18 protein-coding genes are annotated in these 18,597 nt (G+C 72.2%); 6 read left to right on the top strand and 12 right to left on the bottom strand.

The window, feature by feature from the left end:
* Positions 1-7: 7 nt before the first annotated feature.
* From E1300_RS04560 to E1300_RS04535, 6 genes are all read right to left on the bottom strand, one after another.
* The gene (locus E1300_RS04560; protein ID WP_131755592.1) at positions 8-544 is read right to left on the bottom strand and encodes a hypothetical protein; all 537 of its coding nucleotides are present in this window, start codon (positions 542-544) and stop codon (positions 8-10) included.
* Positions 541-1,020, bottom strand: coding sequence for a hypothetical protein (locus E1300_RS04555; RefSeq protein WP_131755591.1), 480 nt, complete (start codon positions 1,018-1,020; stop codon positions 541-543). The genes E1300_RS04560 and E1300_RS04555 overlap by 4 nt, the downstream gene beginning before the upstream one ends.
* 101 nt (positions 1,021-1,121) lie before the next feature.
* Positions 1,122-3,278 carry a hypothetical protein gene (locus E1300_RS04550; RefSeq protein ID WP_131755590.1) on the bottom strand — a complete coding sequence of 719 codons (2,157 nt, stop codon included), beginning with the start codon at positions 3,276-3,278 and terminating at the stop codon, positions 1,122-1,124.
* 10 nt (positions 3,279-3,288) lie between these two features.
* Positions 3,289-3,528 carry a hypothetical protein gene (locus tag E1300_RS04545; protein WP_131755589.1) on the bottom strand — a complete coding sequence of 80 codons (240 nt, stop codon included), beginning with the start codon at positions 3,526-3,528 and terminating at the stop codon, positions 3,289-3,291.
* 85 nt (positions 3,529-3,613) lie between these two features.
* A complete protein-coding gene (locus E1300_RS04540; protein ID WP_131755588.1) occupies positions 3,614-3,886 on the bottom strand; it encodes a WXG100 family type VII secretion target in 273 nt (90 codons plus the stop codon).
* Between the two features lie 337 nt (positions 3,887-4,223).
* Positions 4,224-4,739 (bottom strand): hypothetical protein, encoded by a 516-nt coding sequence (locus E1300_RS04535; RefSeq protein WP_242618939.1) that lies wholly within the window; start codon positions 4,737-4,739, stop codon positions 4,224-4,226.
* Between the two features lie 156 nt (positions 4,740-4,895).
* On the opposite strand from E1300_RS04535, the gene E1300_RS04530 reads away from it, so the two are divergent.
* A complete protein-coding gene (locus tag E1300_RS04530; RefSeq protein ID WP_131755586.1) occupies positions 4,896-5,147 on the top strand; it encodes a type B 50S ribosomal protein L31 in 252 nt (83 codons plus the stop codon).
* Positions 5,148-5,254: 107 nt separating this feature from the next.
* Here the strand turns inward: E1300_RS04530 and E1300_RS04525 are convergent, their stop codons facing one another.
* Together E1300_RS04525 and E1300_RS04520 are read right to left on the bottom strand one after the other, a co-directional pair.
* On the bottom strand, positions 5,255-5,584 hold the full coding sequence (locus E1300_RS04525; protein WP_131755585.1) for a hypothetical protein: 330 nt from the start codon (positions 5,582-5,584) through the stop codon (positions 5,255-5,257).
* Positions 5,585-5,591: 7 nt separating this feature from the next.
* Positions 5,592-6,620 carry an SPFH domain-containing protein gene (locus tag E1300_RS04520; protein WP_242618938.1) on the bottom strand — a complete coding sequence of 343 codons (1,029 nt, stop codon included), beginning with the start codon at positions 6,618-6,620 and terminating at the stop codon, positions 5,592-5,594.
* A 221-nt stretch (positions 6,621-6,841) separates the two neighbouring features.
* Here E1300_RS04520 and E1300_RS04515 point away from each other — a divergent pair, with 221 nt between their 5' ends.
* Entirely contained in the window at positions 6,842-8,608 is a 1,767-nt protein-coding gene (locus E1300_RS04515) for an acetyl/propionyl/methylcrotonyl-CoA carboxylase subunit alpha (RefSeq protein WP_131755584.1), read from the top strand.
* Between the two features lie 212 nt (positions 8,609-8,820).
* Positions 8,821-10,257, top strand: coding sequence for a hypothetical protein (locus tag E1300_RS04510; protein WP_131755583.1), 1,437 nt, complete (start codon positions 8,821-8,823; stop codon positions 10,255-10,257).
* A gap of 75 nt (positions 10,258-10,332) precedes the next feature.
* Here the strand turns inward: E1300_RS04510 and E1300_RS04505 are convergent, their stop codons facing one another.
* Entirely contained in the window at positions 10,333-11,718 is a 1,386-nt protein-coding gene (locus tag E1300_RS04505; RefSeq protein ID WP_131755582.1) for an NAD(P)H-quinone dehydrogenase, read from the bottom strand.
* Between the two features lie 110 nt (positions 11,719-11,828).
* Between E1300_RS04505 and E1300_RS04500 the strand changes: the two genes are divergently transcribed.
* The 3 genes from E1300_RS04500 to E1300_RS04490 all read left to right on the top strand — a co-directional run bounded on the left by E1300_RS04500 (position 11,829) and on the right by E1300_RS04490 (position 14,834).
* Positions 11,829-12,281, top strand: a complete 453-nt coding sequence (locus E1300_RS04500; protein WP_131755581.1) for a gamma-glutamylcyclotransferase family protein — start codon at positions 11,829-11,831, stop codon at positions 12,279-12,281.
* 73 nt (positions 12,282-12,354) lie between these two features.
* Complete coding sequence (locus E1300_RS04495; protein WP_131755580.1) at positions 12,355-13,155, top strand: purine-nucleoside phosphorylase; 801 nt, start codon at positions 12,355-12,357, stop codon at positions 13,153-13,155.
* Complete coding sequence (locus tag E1300_RS04490) at positions 13,152-14,834, top strand: phospho-sugar mutase (RefSeq protein WP_131755579.1); 1,683 nt, start codon at positions 13,152-13,154, stop codon at positions 14,832-14,834. The genes E1300_RS04495 and E1300_RS04490 overlap by 4 nt, the downstream gene beginning before the upstream one ends.
* A 16-nt stretch (positions 14,835-14,850) precedes the next feature.
* Here E1300_RS04490 and E1300_RS04485 read toward each other — a convergent pair whose 3' ends face one another.
* The 3 genes from E1300_RS04485 to E1300_RS04475 all read right to left on the bottom strand — a co-directional run bounded on the left by E1300_RS04485 (position 14,851) and on the right by E1300_RS04475 (position 18,585).
* Positions 14,851-15,504 (bottom strand): PH domain-containing protein, encoded by a 654-nt coding sequence (locus E1300_RS04485; protein ID WP_242618937.1) that lies wholly within the window; start codon positions 15,502-15,504, stop codon positions 14,851-14,853.
* Positions 15,505-15,512: 8 nt separating this feature from the next.
* Positions 15,513-16,604, bottom strand: coding sequence for an adenosine deaminase (locus E1300_RS04480; RefSeq protein WP_131755578.1), 1,092 nt, complete (start codon positions 16,602-16,604; stop codon positions 15,513-15,515).
* A gap of 115 nt (positions 16,605-16,719) precedes the next feature.
* On the bottom strand, positions 16,720-18,585 hold the full coding sequence (locus E1300_RS04475; RefSeq protein ID WP_242618936.1) for a Xaa-Pro dipeptidyl-peptidase: 1,866 nt from the start codon (positions 18,583-18,585) through the stop codon (positions 16,720-16,722).
* Between the last annotated feature and the right edge of the window lie 12 nt (positions 18,586-18,597).

Below are 18,597 nucleotides of genomic sequence, written 5' to 3'. Positions count from 1 at the left end.
CCCGGCGTCATTTCAGGTGGGTGCGCTTGTCGACCGTCCCGAACGAGCGGTCCATCCAACCGACCGCCCGCCTGGGGTTGCTCGGCCGTCCCAGCCGTCCCACCGGCTTCACGCGCCGGGTCGGCGGGGCCGTATGCGCGACGCAGAGGAAGACGACCACGTACGTGAGCGCGATCAACCACCCGTATCCGGCCCCGTAGCGCGTATCGAAGCCATCACCCGGACCGCTCGTGAACACGCTGATCAGCGCAAAGTTCACCACGCCGCAGATCCACGCGCCGCGCGCGACGGCCCGCGACGCCGCCGCCGCGGCCGCCACCCCGAGGACGAGCGTGACCATCATGATCGCGGGCAGCGAGCGTCCCGCCCAGCTCAACCCCTGCCGCCCGGTCGCGTCCCAGAGAACTCCCGTCTCGCCGCCGCGCTCGAACCACGGCGCGGTCGTCCAGGCGCACAGCGCCATCGTGACCGCGAGCCCCCACACGGCGCACTGGATCCGCCGGTTGAATTCCACGGCCTCCACGAACACGGGCTTCTCACTCATGTCGCCCCCGGCGTGCACTTGTGCAACTCCCCGAACCGCCGCTCGGCGATCCGCATGAAGTCCACCATGTCCCGCACCGCATCCCTCCCCCGCACGACCGGCGCGAAATCGATACTGATCCACGGCCGCCGACCCCCGCACTTGAAGAGAGCGACGACATAGTTGGGCCGCGCGATGCCTCCTGCCGTCGGGATGACGACCGCCAAGCCGTCTCCGAGCGCGGCCGGCAACCGGTGGGCGTTCTGATCACGCCACTTCTCATGCTGAAGTCGCAGGATTTTCTCGCCGTCATCGTAGGACCAGGTCACACCGAGGGGAGCTTCGCGTCCGGCGGCGAACGCCAGGCAGAGGCCATCCTTTTTGTGAGGCCCATCCCATTTGGCGTTCACGGGGAACGAGAGGCCCGTGACCAGCCGGAAAGCCGACTCCGGCACGAGGTCGCACAGGTATGGCGCCTGATCCTTCACCACCGCCATGGGGATGCTGGACGGACGCACAGGGCCTTTCTCATCCCGGCACCCAGGAAGCACCACGAGGGCGAGGGGCAAGCCGCACACGCCGATCGCGAGCGAGCGTCTCACCGCCGCCCACTTTCACTCACGTTCTCCCCGCCAGAACCTCGATAATGGCCGGACGTCGTCGTCGCACCGTTCTCGATCGCCGTCATGACGGTGTCGCTCTGATTGTTCAGTTTCATCGTGTTGTTCGCCCATCGGATCAGCTTCTCCATCTCGGACGGAGACATGGTCGCGAGGGGCTTGATCCTGTTCTGCTCGTCAACGAACGCTCGGCCGTCGAGGCCGGTTCGCACGTACTGGCCGTGGGTGACGAGGGAGGAGATGATCATTTGGTTGAAGAGGCGTTCCACGCCCTCGGTGTCGGTTTTGGGGGCGACGATGGCGGGGTCTTCTTTGTCGGCGAGTTTCTTGGCGAGCACGGTGGTCAGTTTCCCCGAGAGCTTGCCGAGGGCGACGTTGAACACGTCTCCGGCTATCGGTACTCGCGTGATCGGGGCGAAGTCGACCGGGAGCAGGGCGATGCCGTGGCCGACGTAGCTCTGCATGCGGGCGAGGTCCTCGGCGAGCCGGAGGCCCTCGGCGCCCAGGGTCTGGTGGCGGGCTTCGAGGAGGTGGCCGAACATCTGGCCCTCGCCGGCGATGGTGTTGGAGAGGTCGCCGTGGTTCTGGACGGTCCGGTCGACGGCGATCTTCGCGTGGGCGATCTGGCCCATGAGGAGGGTCTCGTAGGCGGTGGCGTTGCGGGCGACGTCCAGGAGCAGGTAGTCGAGGTCGTCGGCGGTCAGCCCGGTGGAGCCGGGCCGCTCGTCGAAGCGGGACAGCCGGACGAGGTCGTGGAGCTGGTCGAGGTGCGCGACCAGGACCTTCGCCATGGACGGGCGCAGGCCGGACAGTTCGTCGTAGTGGTGGGGCCGGGCGATCGCGTCGGCCGGGGCGCCGCTCAGGAGGGCGTCCAGCGGGGCCTTGTCGCCGACCTGGACCTTGCCGTCCTTGACCTTGAAGTTGGCGCGGGCGTCGGTGGCGAGGATCTGCGCGGCGGCGAAGGCAAGGCGGGTGGATCCGGGGTCCTGGGCGGTGGTGGCGGCTTCGAGGGTCTTGCCCAGGGCAGTGCCGTGGTCGGACTCGCCCCAGACGGCGCGGCGGTCGTGGAGGAGGTATTGGAGGTTCGTCCCGGACGTGCGGGGTTGCGGGTCCTGGGGCAGCGGGCCCATGGGGCGGTGGGTGAGGAGCTTTTGGGACGCCTCCTTGCCTGAGGCGGCGGCCGCGAGGAGGAGGGGCGCGAGGAAGTCGGTCCTGCGTCCGCCCGTCCGGATGTCGGTGGCGGACGGGTCGAGGGCGTTGCCGAGGCCGTAGCGGCCGGCGAGGTCGGGCAGGGGGACCTGGCCGAGCGTCGGCCGGAGGCCGCTGTCGTAGGCGACCATGTCGTTGCCGACGGTGTCGATGAAGTGCGCGGAGAAGCGGGTGCCGGTGGAGCCGAGGAGCGTCGCCAGGGACTGGTAGCCGGCGGTTCCCTTCGGAAGGACGCTGAGCGGCGGGAAGGTGGTGCGGCCCGCGGCGCGGAGGGCGCTGAGGTAGTCGTCGCCGAGGTAGCCCTTGCGCGCGGGGTCGGTCGTGAGAGCAAGGCTCCGGCCGAGGATGGCCAGGATCGCCCGGGTGTCGGCGGCGTGCGCGGCGAGGGCCGGCCGGTCGTTGTTCGCGTCCCCCGCGAGGCGCATGGTGAGGGACATCGGGAGCTTGAGGAGCTCCTCCGGGCCGAGGGATTCGAGGAGCGCCTTGGCGAACATCGGGGTGACGTCTTCGGGACGCATGCGGCGCAGGGCCTTCTGGGCGGCGGCGTCTCCGGTGGCGGCCTTGCGGAGGAGGTCGGTGGCGCGGCGGCCTTCGGCGTAGGCGACCTGGTCGGTGTAGCGGTCGGGGAGCTTCAGGTAGGTGCCGTCGGGGCGGCAGACGGACATGGCGAGCTTCTGGCGGTCGAGGTCGTGGACGAGCACGTCGCGGCGGCGCAGGTCGGCGGCGGCGTCGGCGGCCCACGCGGCGATGCGCTTGACCTCCATGGCGGGCGCGGTGCTCACGCCGGCGCCGTTGAGGGCCTGCCAGAGCTCGTCGGCGAGGCGCGCGAGGGCCGGTGCCGCGCGCGTCATCTGCTGGGCCATCTGCTCGAACTGCGCGAGCTTGACGCCGCAGGTGTCCGGACCGAGCCAGCCGTCGTCGGTCATGCGGGACCTCTCAGAGCAGCGGGCGGTGGAGCTCGTCCTGGACGAGTTGGAGGGCGCGGCGCAGGGCGGCGTGCAGGGCGGCGTCGTTGCGCTCCAGTTCGGCGGCGAACCGGCGGGACGAGGCTCCGCCCACCCAGGCGTGGTCGTCCATGGCCCGGCGGGACGAGGTGAACGCGTGCCAGTGCTCGTCCGAGAGGTGCTGTATGCGCGCGAGCAGGAATTGCAGGTGCGCGGCGTCGCTCTCTTTCACGGTCGTCCTCGGGGACGGGCGGGGAAATGGTGCGGGTCCCGGCCTCGGGGGGATGGGCCGGGACCCGCGGTCCAGGGGGGAGGCGTCAGCGGGTGGCGGCCTCGATGTTCTGCTGGGACTTCTTGATGTCCTGGCTGCCCTGCTCCAGGGCGACGGCCATCTTGTCGAAGGCGGTCTTGGCCTCGGCCCAGGCGGCGCGGAACCGGTCGGCGCCGGGGCCCCACCACGCCTGGCTGCTGCTCACCGTGCGGCCGTTGAGGTCCTTGATGAGGGCGTCCAGGTTGCGGGAGTGCTTGCTGAAGATCCGGGAGAGCTCTTCCAGCTCGCCGATGTTGGCGCCGCGCTTGTCACCGCTCATCGCTCGACCTTTCGCCGTTCGCCCGCCGGTTCGCGGACTTCGCTGGAACGTTTCCGTAAAGAATGGCGACAGCCTACGCCCGTCCGATCTCCGGAAGCCAGCAGTGCTCCGCGGGAACATCTCCGAAACGGCCACAATCCAACCATCGCGGCTTGACCGGATGTGGACACCAATGGCCGGCATGCCCGTGACGCTCCGCCACTCCGTGACGTCGTTCATGACCGTCCGTCAAGGGGATTTCAGAACGTGCGAGCGAAACAGACGGATCGCACATTATCAACGGCCCGCCCGGGAAAGCCGGTCGCGCTCGGCCCGGCCCCCGCGGCCGGGTCACCGGTCAGCGGTCGGGGTCGTTGACGGGGCGGGCGGACGGGTCGAGGACGCGTTCGCCGACCAGCGTGATCTCCTCGCCCTCGGTCCGGAACTCGAACCGGCGGCGCACCGACTGGGTGAGCTTGCCGCTGCCGTAGCGGACCTCCGTGTGCTCGACGGCCTCCAGGGTGATGCGGTCGCCGGTGCGGGTCGCCTTGCCCTCGGCCAGCCGGGTGCGGGCGCCGGTGTAGGCGGGACCGCCCTCGACGGGGGCGCGGTTGCGGGTCTCCAGCTCGCGGACGGCCTTCTCCTGGACGCGGGCGACCTTCGGGGAGATCCGCACGCCGAGGATCTCCGCGGGCGGGCGGCGCTCGCCGTGGCGCTTCTGGACGAGGGCCTGGGAGCGGCGCTCCAGCAGGGTCCCGGCGGCGGCGGTGAGCTGCTGGGTGATCTCGGGGTCCACGCGGGCCGGGCCGCGCCCGGCCTCGGACGACGCGGGCAGCAGTGCGCAGCCGGCCAGGGCGACCGCCAGGCCGGCCAAGGTCCTTAGGCGAACCATCGGCTCCCTCCGCTGATCTCCGGCGAAGATACACCGGCACGGCGCGCTCCAGGGAATGAAAACGATTATCACGGTGTTCCTATGACCGTGCGACCGGAACGACCTACAGATCGACCGGCACGACCCCAGGGAGGAACGATGAAGAACACCATCCACCCGGAGTACCGTCCCGTCGTCTTCCGCGACCGCGGTGCCGACTACGCCTTCCTGACCCGGTCGACCGCCGAGACGAACCAGACGGTCGAGTGGGAGGACGGGCGCACCTACCCGGTGGTGGACGTGGACGTCTCCTCGGCGAGCCACCCGTTCTACACGGGACGGAACCGCTCGCTGGACTCCACGGGCGCGGTCGAGAAGTTCAACCGCCGCTACAACCGCTCGAAGAGCTGACGCCTTCCGGGGCCGTACCCGCCACCGCGCCCCGGCGGCGCCCGGCCCTGGACGAGACGAAGGCCCGTACCCCGATTCGGGGTACGGGCCTTCGTCGTAGAAGGGGCCTAGTCGTTCTGGCTCTCCAGTGCCGCCACGCGGGAGCGGGCCTGCGCCATCGCGTCGTGGTAGCGCTCCTCCCAGGCGGGGTCGGCGTCCGGGATGGCGGCGATGGTCTGGCGGCCGTGCTCGGACACGACGTCGCCTGAGCCGTCCCGGGACACCTGGCGGACCACCACGGTCGTGACGCCGCCGGACGACTCCGTGTGGGCCTCCCAGCGGGCGCCGGGACGCGCCGTGCGGCGGCCGTCCCGCCCGATCCCGCCGAACGCGTACAGGAGCAGGACGATCACCGCGGCGGCGACCGCCAGCATCACCAGGAGGATCAGGAACCGCACGGTCGCCTCACTTCTGCGGCAGGAGCGCGCCGTTCGGGTTTCCCGGGGCGTAGACCGTGATGCCCTGCGGCAGCGCCTTCAGCTCCTCGATCCTCGCGCAGGTCGGGCACTTGTTGTAGCCGTCCTGGCGGGCCTTGTTGGCGGCGGCCTCGGCCTTGGCGGTCGCGACCCTCGCCTGGGCCTCGCTGACCTGCGCGAACGCGGCCTGGGCGCGGTCCACGGCGTCCTGCACCTTCTCCGGCAGCGTGACCCGGACCAGGTTGAAGTGGATGTTCGTGACGAACTTGCCGCCGAGCGTGGAGTCCAGGTCCGCGGCGAGGCTCGTGTTGATCGCGTTCTGAACCTTGGCGATGTTGCCGTTGTTGCTCTGCGCCTGCTGCCGTCCCACGGCGGCGGCCTGCTGCGCGGACGCGTTCTGCACCAGCGCGCAGGACGAGACGAGCTCGGCGCAGCGGAAGCTGTTCACCTGGCTGCGGAGATCGTTGTCGATCACCGGCCGGACGATCTGGTCGAGGAACGCGGACCAGCCCTTGTCCCCGTCGAACGCGTTGTACGTCTTGCCGTCCGCGCTGCGGAACTTGCGGGTGCCGTACTTGTCGTCGAACGCCCGCAGGGCCGCGTGGTCCTGGTTGAGGGTGAAGTAGAGCGTGCCCTCGATGCCCATGTTGACGCCGTCGGAGCTCGGCACGGTGACCACGTCCACGCCGGACCTCTCGCCCTTCCCGGCGTCCGAGGTGATCGTGTAGAAGCGCTGCTGGGCCGGGTACTTGTGGACCTTCGAGTACAGGCCGACCCAGGTGCGCCCGGAGCCGGGGTCGATGACCTGGCGGATCCGGTTGTCGTCGAAGAAACCGCCGTTCCGGACGACCGCTATCTCGCCGCCGCCGGTCCGCTCGTAGCCGCCCAGCAGGGCGCTCAGCGTCGGCCAGCCGACGACCACCAGCAGCACCGCGGCGATCACGGCGGTGCGCCGGCGCGGGGCGCGCAGCCCGGCCGTCGCGCCGCCGGTGCCGGTGGACGACTCCCTCTTGCTCACGGTACGGCTCCTCTCCTGTCCGGGTCGGTCTCGGTCCCGGATCGGTGATCAGACGGGCTGGAGCGTCCCACGGATCCCCCCGGAGCGGGCGTTCTCCGCGGATGTGTGTGGACCCACACAACCCCCTAGGTTGCGGGCGCCGACCGCTATAAGGAGGGGCTTACGAAATCTCGGCGAGGCTGTTATCTAGACTGCGTCCGAGGTTCAGGGAGGAGACCCACGTGCGCAAGGTCCTGATCGCCAACCGCGGTGAGATCGCGGTCCGTATAGCCCGTGCCTGCCGCGACGCGGGGCTGGCCAGTGTCGCGGTGTACGCCGAGCCCGATCTGGACGCGCTGCACGTTCGGGTCGCCGACGAGGCGTTCGCCCTCGGCGGGCGGACGGCCGCCGAAACCTACCTGGACATCGACAAGCTGCTCAAGATCGCGGCCGAGGCCGGCGCGGACGCCGTCCACCCCGGCTACGGCTTCCTCGCCGAGAACGCCGCGTTCGCCGCCGCGGTCGAGGCCGCCGGGCTGACCTGGATCGGCCCGCCGCCCGCCGCGATCACCGCGCTGGGCGACAAGGTGCAGGCCCGGCACATCGCGCAGAAGGTCGGCGCGCCGCTCGTCGCGGGCACCAAGGACCCGGTCTCGGGCGCGGACGAGGTCGTCGAGTTCGCGCGCGAGCACGGGCTGCCGATCGCCATCAAGGCGGCCTACGGCGGCGGCGGGCGCGGCCTGAAGGTCGCCCGCACGCTCGAAGAGGTGCCGGAGCTGTACGAGTCCGCCGTCCGCGAGGCCGTCGGCGCGTTCGGGCGCGGCGAGTGCTTCGTCGAGCGGTACCTCGACAAGCCCCGGCACGTCGAGACCCAGTGCCTCGCCGACCGGCACGGCAACGTGGTGGTCGTGTCCACCCGCGACTGCTCGCTCCAGCGGCGGCACCAGAAGCTCGTCGAGGAGGCCCCGGCCCCCTTCCTGTCCGAGGCGCAGCTCGAACTCCTCTACACCTCGTCCAAGGCCATCCTGAAGGAGGCCGGGTACGTCGGCGCGGGGACGTGCGAGTTCCTCGTCGGCCAGGACGGGACGATCTCCTTCCTGGAGGTCAACACCCGGCTCCAGGTCGAGCACCCCGTCTCCGAGGAGGTCGCGGGCATCGACCTCGTCCGGGAGATGTTCCGCATCGCGGAGGGCGAGGAGCTCGGCTACGGCGACCCGGAGCTGCGCGGCCACTCGATCGAGTTCCGGTTCAACGCCGAGGACGCCGGCCGCGGGTTCCTGCCCGCCGTCGGCACGCTGACCGCCTGGGAGCCGCCCTCGGGCCCCGGCGTCCGGCTGGACAGCGGCTACGTCGTCGGGCAGACCGTCCCGCAGGAGTTCGACTCGCTGATCGCCAAGCTGATCGTCACGGGCGCGACCCGGCGGCAGGCGGTCGAGCGGTCCCGCCGCGCGCTCGACGAGTTCGTCATCGACGGCATGCCGACCGTGCTGCCGTTCCACCGGGCCGTCCTGGACGACCCGGCGTTCGTCCCCGCGGACGACGACCAGCCCTTCACCGTCCACACCCGGTGGATCGAGACCGAGTTCGACAACCAGATCCCGCCCTATGCCGCCCCGGCCGCCGACGAGGCGGACGAGGCCGAGCGGGAGCGCGTCACCGTCGAGGTCGGCGGGCGCCGCATCGAGGTCGTGCTGCCCGCGGGCCTCGGCGCCTCCGCCGCTCCGGCGGCGGGCCAGGCGGCCCCGGCCAAGCGGCGCGGCGGCAAGAAGGGCGGCGGCGCCCAGGCGTCCGGTGACTCCCTGGTCAGCCCCATGCAGGGCACGATCGTCAAGATCGTCGCTGAGGACGGCGCGACCGTGGCCGCGGGCGACACCGTCGTCGTCCTGGAGGCGATGAAGATGGAGCAGCCGCTGACCGCGCACAAGGCCGGGGTCGTCACCGGCCTGTCCGCCGAGGTGGGGCAGACGGTCTCCAGCGGCGCCGCGATCTGCGAGATCAAGGACGCCTGACCGCCTCCGCCCGGTCGTCGATCATCCGACCTCGGAACGGGAGGCCGCCGCACGCGGCCTCCCGTTCCGCGTCTCCGGGCTCCGTCGCGGACGTGGGGGGTTTCACGGCGCTGAACGGGGCAGATTCCACGATCAGCCGGCGGCCGGACCGGGTCCGGGGAACGAGTCTCCGCCTCCGGACGTCCTAGCGGTAAAGGGGGCACGAGGACACCATGATCTCCGATCGACCGACCACCCGCGCGGCCCGCCGGGGCACGGTCGCGGCGACGACCGCCGCCGTCCTGCTGGCGCTCGCGCTGGCACCGTCGGCGCCGTCCGCGAACGCCGCGCCGGCGCCGGCCAGGCCGGTGCAGGCCGTCCAGGCGCAGACCGTCCAGACACACGTGATCTCGACCCGGACGGCTCCGGCCCCGGCCCAGGCGCCGGCCGCCGCCCGGACGGACGACACCGTCGGGCAGATCGCCCAAGGGCTGATCAACTCCCGCCTGTACGTGACGAGCGGCGCCGGCAACGTGCTGTCGCCCGCGGACCAGGCCGCGGTCAAGGCCGCCCTGGACCGGGACCGCGACGCCGACATCCGCGCCGTCGTCGTGCGCAGCGACATCGACCGCACCGAGGTCGGCCAGATGCTCCGGGCCGTCGCGAACCGCGTCGGCAAGGGCCAGACGTACGTGGCCGTCACCGCCGACGCGCGGCGGATGGGCGGCATCTCCAAGAAGTTCGACACGAACGAGATCAACCAGCTCGTCACCCGCACCAACGGCGTGGGCCTCAAGGACCGGCTGATCAAGTTCGGCGACCTCGCCGAGAAGAAGGCCGACGACAAGGCCCAGTCCAGCGCGATCGGCGCGTTCGTGACGCTCGGCGTCCTGGTGCTGCTGGTCGCGGCGGCGGTCTCGGCGCTGCTGGTCGTCCGCAAGCGGCGCCGGACCCGCGAGGCCCGGCAGATGGCCGACCTGAAGCGCGGCGTCGAGGAGGACGTGACGCTGCTCGGCGAGGACATCGCGCGTCTCGACCTCGACGTCATGGACAAGAGCCTCAGTCCCGACGTCAGGACCGACTACGAGAAGGCCCTCGACTCCTACGACCGGGCCAAGACCGCGACCGAGCGCGCCTCCAGGCCCGAGGACATGCAGGAGGTCACGACCGCGCTGGAGGACGGCCGCTACTACATGACCGCCACCCGGGCGCGGGTCGCCGGCGAGCCCGTCCCCGAGCGGCGGCCGCCGTGCTTCTTCAACCCCCAGCACGGACCGTCCGTCCAGGACGTGACGTGGGCGCCGCCCGGCGGCCTGGCCAGGTCGGTCCCGGCGTGCGCGGCGGACGCGGAGGCAGTGCTGCGCGGAGGCGACCCGGACGTCCGCATGGTGCCCTACGGCGACGGCCGCCGCCCGTACTGGGACGCCGGGCCCGCCTACGCGCCCTACGCGGGCGGCTACTACTACGGCTACGGCGGCCTCGACCTGCTCAGCGGCCTGATGATCGGCACGATGCTGGGCTCGGCGTTCGGCGGCGGTTTCGGCGGCGGCTACGGCGGAGGCGACATGGGCGGCTTCGGCGGGGACGGCGGCGACATCGGCGGCGGCTGGGACTTCGGCAGCGGCGACTTCGGCGGCGGAGGCGGGGGCGGAGACTTCGGCGGCTTCTGACGAGCCTCCGCTTGAGGCCTCCGCTCCGGGCCGGACCCGTCCGTCCGGCCCGGAACCGCCTGACCCCCCGGTACGTCAGTAGGCGTGCTCGGACATCAGGCGGCGGGACGCCTCCGTGATGCTGCCCGACAGCGACGGGTAGACGGCGAAGGTGTGGGCGACCTGCTCCACGGTGAGGTGCTGCTGGACGGCGATCGACACGCCCAGGATCAGCTCGCTGGCGCGCGGTGCGACGATGACGCCGCCAAGCACGATGCCGGTGGACGGGCGGCAGAACAGCTTGACGAAGCCGTCCTCGAAGCCCTGCATCTTGGCGCGCGCGTTGGTGAACAGCGGCAGCATGACCGTCCGGGCGTTGACGTCGCCGGAGTCGACCATGTGCTGGGTGACGCCGACGGAGGCGACCTCGGGGTCGGTGAAGATGTTGGAGGCGACCCAGCCGAGCTTCAGCGGCTGGACGGCCTCGCCGAGCGCGTGCCACATGGCGATGCGGCCCTGCATGCCCGCGACGGACGCGAGCATGAGCACGCCGGTGCAGTCGCCGGAGGCGTAGATGTGCGGGACGGACGTCCGCGAGACCTTGTCGACCTCGACGAAGCCCCGGGAGTCGCAGCGGACGCCGATCTCCTCCAGGCCGATGCCGCTGGTGTTCGGCACCATGCCGACGGTCATCAGGCAGTGGGTGCCCTCGACCTTGGAGCCGTCCTCCAGCGTGACGATCACGCCGTTGCCGGACCGCTCCACGCCCGCGGCCCTGGACCGCGACATGACGTTCATCCCGCGGCGCAGGAAGACCTCCTGGAGGACGGACGCGGCGTCGGCGTCCTCCGAGGGCAGGATCCGGTCGCGCGAGGACACGAGGGTGACCTTGGAGCCGAGCGACAGGTAGGCGCCGGCCAGCTCGGCGCCGGTGACGCCGGAGCCGACCACGATCAGCTCCTCGGGAAGCTCCGGGAGGTCGTAGAGCTGCCGCCAGTTGAGGATGCGCTCGCCGTCGGGCTCCGCGCCGGGCAGCACGCGCGGCGTGGCGCCGGTCGCGATCAGCACGATGTCGGCCCGGATACGGCGGTCGCCGACCGCGACGACGTGCGGCTCGACCAGCCGCGCCTCGCCCCGGACGATCTTGACCTCCTCGTAGGCGAGCCGCTCCGCCACGTCGAAGGACTGGGCGCGCGCGAGGTCCTTCACGCGCTTGTTCACGGTGGCCATGTCGGCCTCCAGGCCGCCGACGATCCCGTCGGGTCCGCCGCTGAAGCGCAGGCCGAGGCCCTGCGACTCCGACATGACGGCCATGCGGGTCGAGGTGGCGATGAGCGTCTTGGAGGGCACGCAGTCGGTGAGCACGCAGGCGCCGCCAGGACCGTCGCGCTCCACGACGGTCACGTCGGCGCCGAGCTGCGCCGCGACGAGGGCGGCCTCGTAGCCGCCCGGGCCTCCTCCGATGATCACGATGCGGGTCACCCTTCCATTGTTTCCTACGCGCGGCAGTGACCCGTCCCACGCCCGTCCCGCGCGGGCGCGCCCGCCGGTGTTCATCCGGGCATGTCAACGGTGGCGTACCCTTGGCCAGCGTGGCTCTGTACGCGGCATACGCCTCCAACATGGACCCCGAGCAGATGGCGAGCCGGGCTCCGCACTCCCCCATGCGCGGCACCGGCTGGCTGGCCGGGTGGCGGCTGACCTTCGGCGGCCAGGACAAGGGCTGGGACGGCGCCCTCGCGACGGTGGTCGAGGACCGGTCCGAGCAGGTCTTCGTCGTGATGTACGACGTGCCCGCCTGGGACGAGAAGGAGCTCGACGCCTGGGAGGGCGCCGCGCTGAACGTCTACCGCAAGATCAGGGTGCGGGTGCAGACGCTGGACGGCGACGCGCTGTGCTGGCTGTACGTCCTGGACGACTACGAGGGCGGCCTGCCGTCCGCGCGCTACCTCGGCATCCTCGCGGACGCGGCGGAGAAGGCGGGCGCGCCCGACGACTACGTCAAGGAGCTGCGGGCCCGCCCCTGCAAGTCCCTGGGCGACTGACGCGCCGGCCCGGGCCGGGCGGGTGATCGCGGGCTGACCTGGGCGGGGCGATCTCGACGGTAGTGTCAGCGATGTGAGCAACGACGCTTTTGCACGGGCGCGGGCCGCGGCGGACGAGCTGCGGGCGCGCACCTCCATCGACTCCTTCGACGTCGCCCTGGTGATGGGGTCCGGCTGGGTGCCGGCCGCCGACGCGCTGGGCGAGCCCCTCGCGGAACTGCCGTTCACCGAGCTGCCGGGCTTCGCGCCGCCCGCGGTGGAGGGGCACGCGGGACGGCTGCGGATCGTGGAGGTCGGCGGGCGCCGGGCCCTCGTGTTCCTCGGCCGGACGCACCTGTACGAGGGGCGCGGCGTGGACGCGGTCGTCCACGGCGTCCGGACGGCGCTGGCCGCCGGGGCGGGGACGGTCGTGCTGACGAACGCGGCGGGCGGGCTGCGGCCCGAGCACCAGCGGGTCGGCGATCCCGTGCTGATCTCCGACCACCTGAACCTGTCGGGCGCGAACCCGCTGACCGGCCCGACGTTCCTCGACCTGACGGAGGCGTACTCGGGGCGGCTGCGCGCCCTCGCCAAGGAGGTCGATCCGACGCTGTCGGAGGGCGTCTACGCCGCGTTCCGGGGCCCGACGTACGAGACGCCCGCCGAGATCCGGATGCTCCGGGCGATGGGCGCCGACATGATCGGCATGTCGACGGTCCTGGAGACGATCGCGGCCCGGGAGGGCGGCGCGGACGTCCTCGGGATCTCCCTCGTCACCAACATCGCCGCGGGGCTGTCGGACGAGCCGCTGGACCACGAGGAGGTCCTCGCCGCGGGCCGCGCGGCGGCGGGCCGGATGGGCGCGCTGCTCGGCACCGTACTGTCGAAGATATGAGCGACCTGAGCGGGCTCCGGCGCCGGGCCGAGGAGTGGCTGTCGCAGGACCCGGACCCTGCCACCCGGGCCGAGCTGCGGCAGATCCTGGACGCCGCCGACGGAACCGCCGACGGAGCGGCGGACGGAACCGCTGAGGCGGCTCTCGCGGACCGGTTCGGGGCGCGGCTGGAGTTCGGCACGGCCGGACTGCGCGGGGAGCTCGGCGCGGGACCGAACCGGATGAATCGGGTGACGGTGATGCGGGCGGCGGCGGGGCTGGCGGCGTGTCTCCCGCCGGGCGGACGCGTGGTCGTCGGGTTCGACGCGCGGCACGGGTCGCGGCGCTTCGCGCAGGACACGGCGGCCGTGCTGACGGGCGCCGGGCTGAAGGTGGAGCTGTTCGCCGGGCCGGTCCCGACGCCGGTCGTGGCGCACCGCGTGCGGGCGTCCGAGGACGCCGTGGCGGGCGTCGTGGTGACCGCCAGCCACAACCCGCCGCGCGACAACGGCTACAAGGTGTACTGGGCGGACGGCGCGCAGATCGTCCCGCCGCGGGACGCGGAGATCTCCGCCGCGATCGACGCGGTCGGCCGGGTCGACGAGCTGCCGCTCGGGGCGGGCTGGACCGTCCTGGAGGACCTCGGCCCCTACCTGGACGCGGTGTCGGGGCTGCGGCTCGGCGACGCCCGGGACGTGTCGATCGTCTACACGCCGATGCACGGCGTCGGCGGACCCGTGCTGCTGGAAGCGTTCGAGCGGGCCGGGTTCCCCGCGCCGGAGGTCGTCCCGGAGCAGGCGGAGCCCGATCCGGACTTCCCGACCGTGGCCTTCCCCAATCCGGAGGAGCCGGGCGCGCTGGACCTGGCGCTGGGCCTCGCCGCCGCCCGCGGCGCCGACCTGGTGATCGCGAACGATCCGGACGCGGACCGCTGCGCGGTGGCGGTCCCCGGGCCCGGCGGGTGGCGCGCCCTCACCGGCGACGAGGTCGGCGGGCTGCTCGCCGAGCACGTCCTGCGGCACACGTCGGGGGACGACCGGCTCGCGGTGACGACGATCGTCTCGTCGTCGCTGCTGGGCTCGATCGCGCGGGCGCACGGCGTGCGGTCCGCCGAGTCCCTGACCGGCTTCAAGTGGATCATGAAGGCGGGCGGTCCGGGCGACCGGCTCGTGTTCGGCTACGAGGAGGCCCTCGGGTACAGCGTCGGCGACGACCGGGGCGTCCTCGTCAACGACAAGGACGGGATCGGGGCCGCCCTCGCGGTCGCCGCCCTCGCCGCCGAGGCGAGGCGGGACGGGCGCACGCTGCTCGACCTGCTGGACGACCAGGCGCGCCGGTACGGGCTGCACGCCACCGCGCAGCTGTCCGTCCGGGTCGCGGACCTGTCGCTGATCACCGGCGCGATGGCGCGGCTGCGCGCCGAACCGCCCGCCGCGCTGGCCGGACGCGCGGTCGAGTCGTTCGAGGACCTAGCGGAGGGCGCGGGCGGCCTGCCGCCCACCGACGGCCTCCGCTTCCGCCTCGCCGGGCGGGCGCGCGTCGTGGTCCGTCCCTCGGGCACCGAGCCGAAGCTCAAGTGCTATCTGGAGATCGTCCTGCCCGTGGAGGGCGGCGAGGACGTCGCCGCGGTCCGGGCCCGCGCCGCCGAGGAGCTGGAGGCCCTGCGAACCGACGTGTCCCGGAGCCTGGCCCTCAACTAGCGGAGCCCGCTGTCGCCTAGCCGACCGCCGCCACGATCGCCAGGGCGACCAGGGCGACCAAGGGGACGGCCAGCGCCGCCACGGCCGGGAGCGACCAGGAGACCGTCCCCGTGGCGTCGGCGGCGCCGTCCTGCTCGGCCTTGGCGGCGGCGGCCCGGTCCGGCGCGCCGGACCGAGCCCGGGACCGCTGCCGGTCGCGGATCTCGTTCAGCTGCTGCGCCGCGTACGCCGCGGGCGTGCGCCCCTTCAGCGCGGCACCCGGCACCTTGGCGCCCTCGTCGCGGCGCGCCCGCGCCTCCGCCTTGGCCTGCGCGCGCGGCGACGTCTGGTGCACCCAGGCGCGCGTCTTCAGCTCCGTCCCGCCGGGGCCCGCGAACCGCACGGTCAGCGCGTGGGTGCCCTGGACCTCCCGGACCGCCCGCCACGGCGCCCGCACGTCGCGCAGCGGGTTGCGGACGGTGACGCCCTGCTCGTCCCCCAGGATCGCCGGGCGCAGCCCGATGACGTAGGCGATCCCGCAGCCGAGCAGCAGCAGGACCGCGATGGTCGCCGTGGTCAGCGTGTAGTGGCGCCGGCCGGTGACGCCGAAGGCCAGGTCCGCCAGGTTGAGGACGGCGAACGCGAGCCACGCGTACGCGGCGATCCGCCCGCCGGTGGAACGAATGGTCATGGCTCAGATCATGCCAGTGGACGGGCGCCGCTCCACTTGAGCTGCGCGAAGCCGGGCTTGATCACCCCGTTGATGAGCTCCAGCCGGTCGTTGAACGGCGCGAACGCCGACTTCATCGCGTTCACGGTGAACCACTGGAGGTCGTCCCAGCCGTAGCCGAACGCGTCCACGAGCTTCATGAACTCCTCCGACAGCGTCGTGCCGCTCATGAGCCGGTTGTCGGTGTTGACGGTGACGCGGAAGCTCAGCCGCCGCAGCAGCCCGATCGGGTGCTCCGCGATCGACTTGGCGGCCCCCGTCTGGATGTTGGACGTCGGGCACATCTCCAGCGGGATCCGCTTGTCCCGCACGTAGTCGGCGAGCCGCCCGAGCCGGGGCGCGTCCCCGTCCACCTCGATGTCGTCGATGATCCGGACGCCGTGGCCGAGCCGGTCGGCGCCGCACCACTGGATCGCCTGCCAGATCGACGGCAGCCCGAACCCCTCACCCGCGTGGATGGTGAAGTGCGCGTTCTCCCGCTGGAGGTACTCGAACGCGTCCAGATGCCGGGTGGGCGGGTAGCCGGCCTCGGCCCCGGCGATGTCGAACCCGACGACGCCCGCGTCCCGGTACCGGACGGCCAGCTCGGCGATCTCCATGCTGCGGGCCTGGTGCCGCATCGCCGTCACCAGCGTCCCGACCCGGATGCCGTGGTCGCGGCCGCCCCTGGCGAACCCGTCGAGGACCGCCTCGACGACCTGCTCCAGCGACAGGCCCGTGCTGGTGTGCAGCTCGGGGGCGTACCGCACCTCCGCGTAGACGACGCCGTCCTTGGCGAGGTCCTCCGCGCACTCGTAGGCGACGCGCGTGAGCGCCTCGGTGGACTGCATGACGCCCACGGTGTGCGAGAACGTCTCCAGGTACCGCTCAAGCGAGCCCGAGTTCGACGCCTCGGAGAACCACGTCCGCAGGTTGTCGGGGTCCGTGGTCGGGAGATCCCCGTACCCGGACTCGCGGGCGAGGTCGACGATGGTCGCGGGGCGCACCCCGCCGTCGAGGTGGTCGTGCAGCAGCACCTTGGGGGCGCGGCGGATGGCATCGAGAGTCGGACGAGCGTTCATCTCTAGAAACTACCGCCGTCGGCCCCCGCCCCACCTCGTCAACCCTCGCCAACTCCAGCGCGCCTGGTCAAACGAGAAGGCCCCGCCGCCCGAGCGGCGGCGGGGCCCCGGGTCGTCAGCCCGTGAGGGGCAGGGTGAGGGTGCTTCCCGCCAGGTCGACCTTGACCTTGGTGCCCGCCGGGTAGCGGAGGGTGTAGGCGTGGTCGGTGGCGAGGATCATCAGCCCGATGCGGTGGCCGGGCTTGAAGACGTAGTCGTAGGGCTGCATCGGCCAGCTGAAGGTGTAGTCGCGGCCCGCCTCGACCGGCTCGGTGACGGACGCGGAGTGGCGGTTGCGGACGTCCGTCCAGCCCCGGGTGACGATCTTGAAGGGGGTCACCGCGGTGGAGTACCTGCGGACCGTCCGGCATCCCGGGTCGGAGGGGATCGAGTCGCCGTAGCACCAGGTCTCGGACGTGGGGGCGAAGCCCGCGACGCGCTCGTCGGTGCCGTAGTCGACCAGGAGAGCCGACAGGTACGGGGAGCGGCCGTCCACCGACGCGCGGACCTTGATCCTGGCGGTGCCGCTGAGCTTGGTGGCCTTGGTCAGCGGCGGCGTCAGGTACATCAGGCGGTTCGGGCTCGGGGTCGTCTCGTTGGCGGCGAGGTCCTCGGCCTTGCGGGACGGGTCGTCCACGAAGGCGTCGGTGCCCTTGCCGGGCTTGCCGAGGGTGCCTGTGGACAGGCCCAGCCTCACCGGACGCGCGGACGGGTCGGGCCAGTCCTTGTGCGTCTCCCAGTGGCCGGGGGTGCGTTCCAGGTCGACCCTGGGCTGCTTGAGGATGTCGTTGCGGACGCCGTAGAGCTCATGGGCGAACCAGAGGTTCAGGGTCTCCAGCCAGACGCTCTGCCGGACGTCGAGGGGCTCGTCGTGGGCCGCCTGGTGGATCCACAGCTTCCGGGGGACCCCGGCCTTCTTCAGGCCGTTCCACAGGAGGGACATCTGGATCGGCTTGACGTTCCAGTCGGCGAGGCCGCTGGTCATGAAGACGCTGGCCTTGAAGCGCGGGGCGTCCTTGGCGAAGTTCCGCTCGTCCCAGGTGCGGTTGTAGTCGCCGGTGACGCGGTCCATGCCCGGTTCGAGCTTGCGCACGACCTGGTCGCAGAACTGCGGGTTCTTGCGGGTGAGGACGACCTTGGCGTGGAGGTCGAGGTCCTCGCCCTCCCAGCCGTCGGGGGCGACGACGCCGCCGTTGGCGCGGTACTCGTCGTACCAGCTGGAGACGCCGGAGATGGAGACGACGGTCTTCAGGCCCTTGACGCCGGTCGCGGCGGCGGCGAGGGGCAGGGTGCCGTCGTAGGACTTGCCCGCCATGCCGACGTCGCCGGTGGACCAGTCCGCGCGGATCCGGCGGCCGCTCGCGTCGTAGGCGGTGGCCTTGCCCGTGAGCCACTTGATCACGGACGTCATGCCGTCGGTCTCGTTGGGGCCGACGGCGGTCGGGCAGCCGTCGGAGTCGCCGGTGCCGAGCGTGTCGGCGGCGAGGACGGCGTAGCCGCGGGAGACGAAGTAGTTGTCGTAGTAGACGCGGTTGTAGTTGACGGGGGCGGGCGGTCCGGGCGGGACGGTCCAGGGGGCGAGCCGCGGGTAGTCGGTGACGTCGGCCGGGTGGTAGGGCGGGTCCTGCGTCCCGGCGAAGTAGGGGCTGCCTTCGAGGATCGAGGCGACCTTGAGGCCGCCGTTCGTCTCCTTGGGCCGCGTGACGTAGACCGAGACGCGGTCGCGCTTGCCGTCATGGTCGCTGTCCACGTTGGTCTCGACGTAGACCTTCTCGCGGACCGCGTCCTGGTACGAGAACGCGGGCTGGGTCTTGCCGTCCTTCACGACGATGTGGGGACGCGTCGCGGCGGCGTTCGCGGGCGGGGCGTACGCGGGCAGGGTCCCGGCCGCGAGGCCGCCCAGGCCCGCGAGCGCCGCCGCGGTCAGTAACGAGGGTCGCACCGTTGCTCCTCC

This window comes from Actinomadura fibrosa, from assembly GCF_900659615.1.
Lineage (GTDB): Bacteria > Actinomycetota > Actinomycetes > Streptosporangiales > Streptosporangiaceae > Spirillospora > Spirillospora fibrosa.
The sequence above is the reverse complement of the archived record's forward strand: the minus strand, read 5'-3'. Positions and strand labels throughout refer to the sequence as shown.

Coding starts and splice junctions, on each gene's coding strand:
- E1300_RS04560 (WP_131755592.1), bottom strand. CDS start 544: ATGAGTGAGAAGCCCGTGTTCGTGGAGGCCGTGGAATTCAACCGGCGG.
- E1300_RS04530 (WP_131755586.1), top strand. CDS start 4,896: ATGAAGAACACCATCCACCCGGAGTACCGTCCCGTCGTCTTCCGCGAC.
- E1300_RS04485 (WP_242618937.1), bottom strand. CDS start 15,504: ATGACCATTCGTTCCACCGGCGGGCGGATCGCCGCGTACGCGTGGCTC.
- E1300_RS04510 (WP_131755583.1), top strand. CDS start 8,821: ATGATCTCCGATCGACCGACCACCCGCGCGGCCCGCCGGGGCACGGTC.
- E1300_RS04555 (WP_131755591.1), bottom strand. CDS start 1,020: ATGGCGGTGGTGAAGGATCAGGCGCCATACCTGTGCGACCTCGTGCCG.
- E1300_RS04480 (WP_131755578.1), bottom strand. CDS start 16,604: ATGAACGCTCGTCCGACTCTCGATGCCATCCGCCGCGCCCCCAAGGTG.
- E1300_RS04540 (WP_131755588.1), bottom strand. CDS start 3,886: ATGAGCGGTGACAAGCGCGGCGCCAACATCGGCGAGCTGGAAGAGCTC.
- E1300_RS04490 (WP_131755579.1), top strand. CDS start 13,152: ATGAGCGACCTGAGCGGGCTCCGGCGCCGGGCCGAGGAGTGGCTGTCG.
- E1300_RS04550 (WP_131755590.1), bottom strand. CDS start 3,278: ATGACCGACGACGGCTGGCTCGGTCCGGACACCTGCGGCGTCAAGCTC.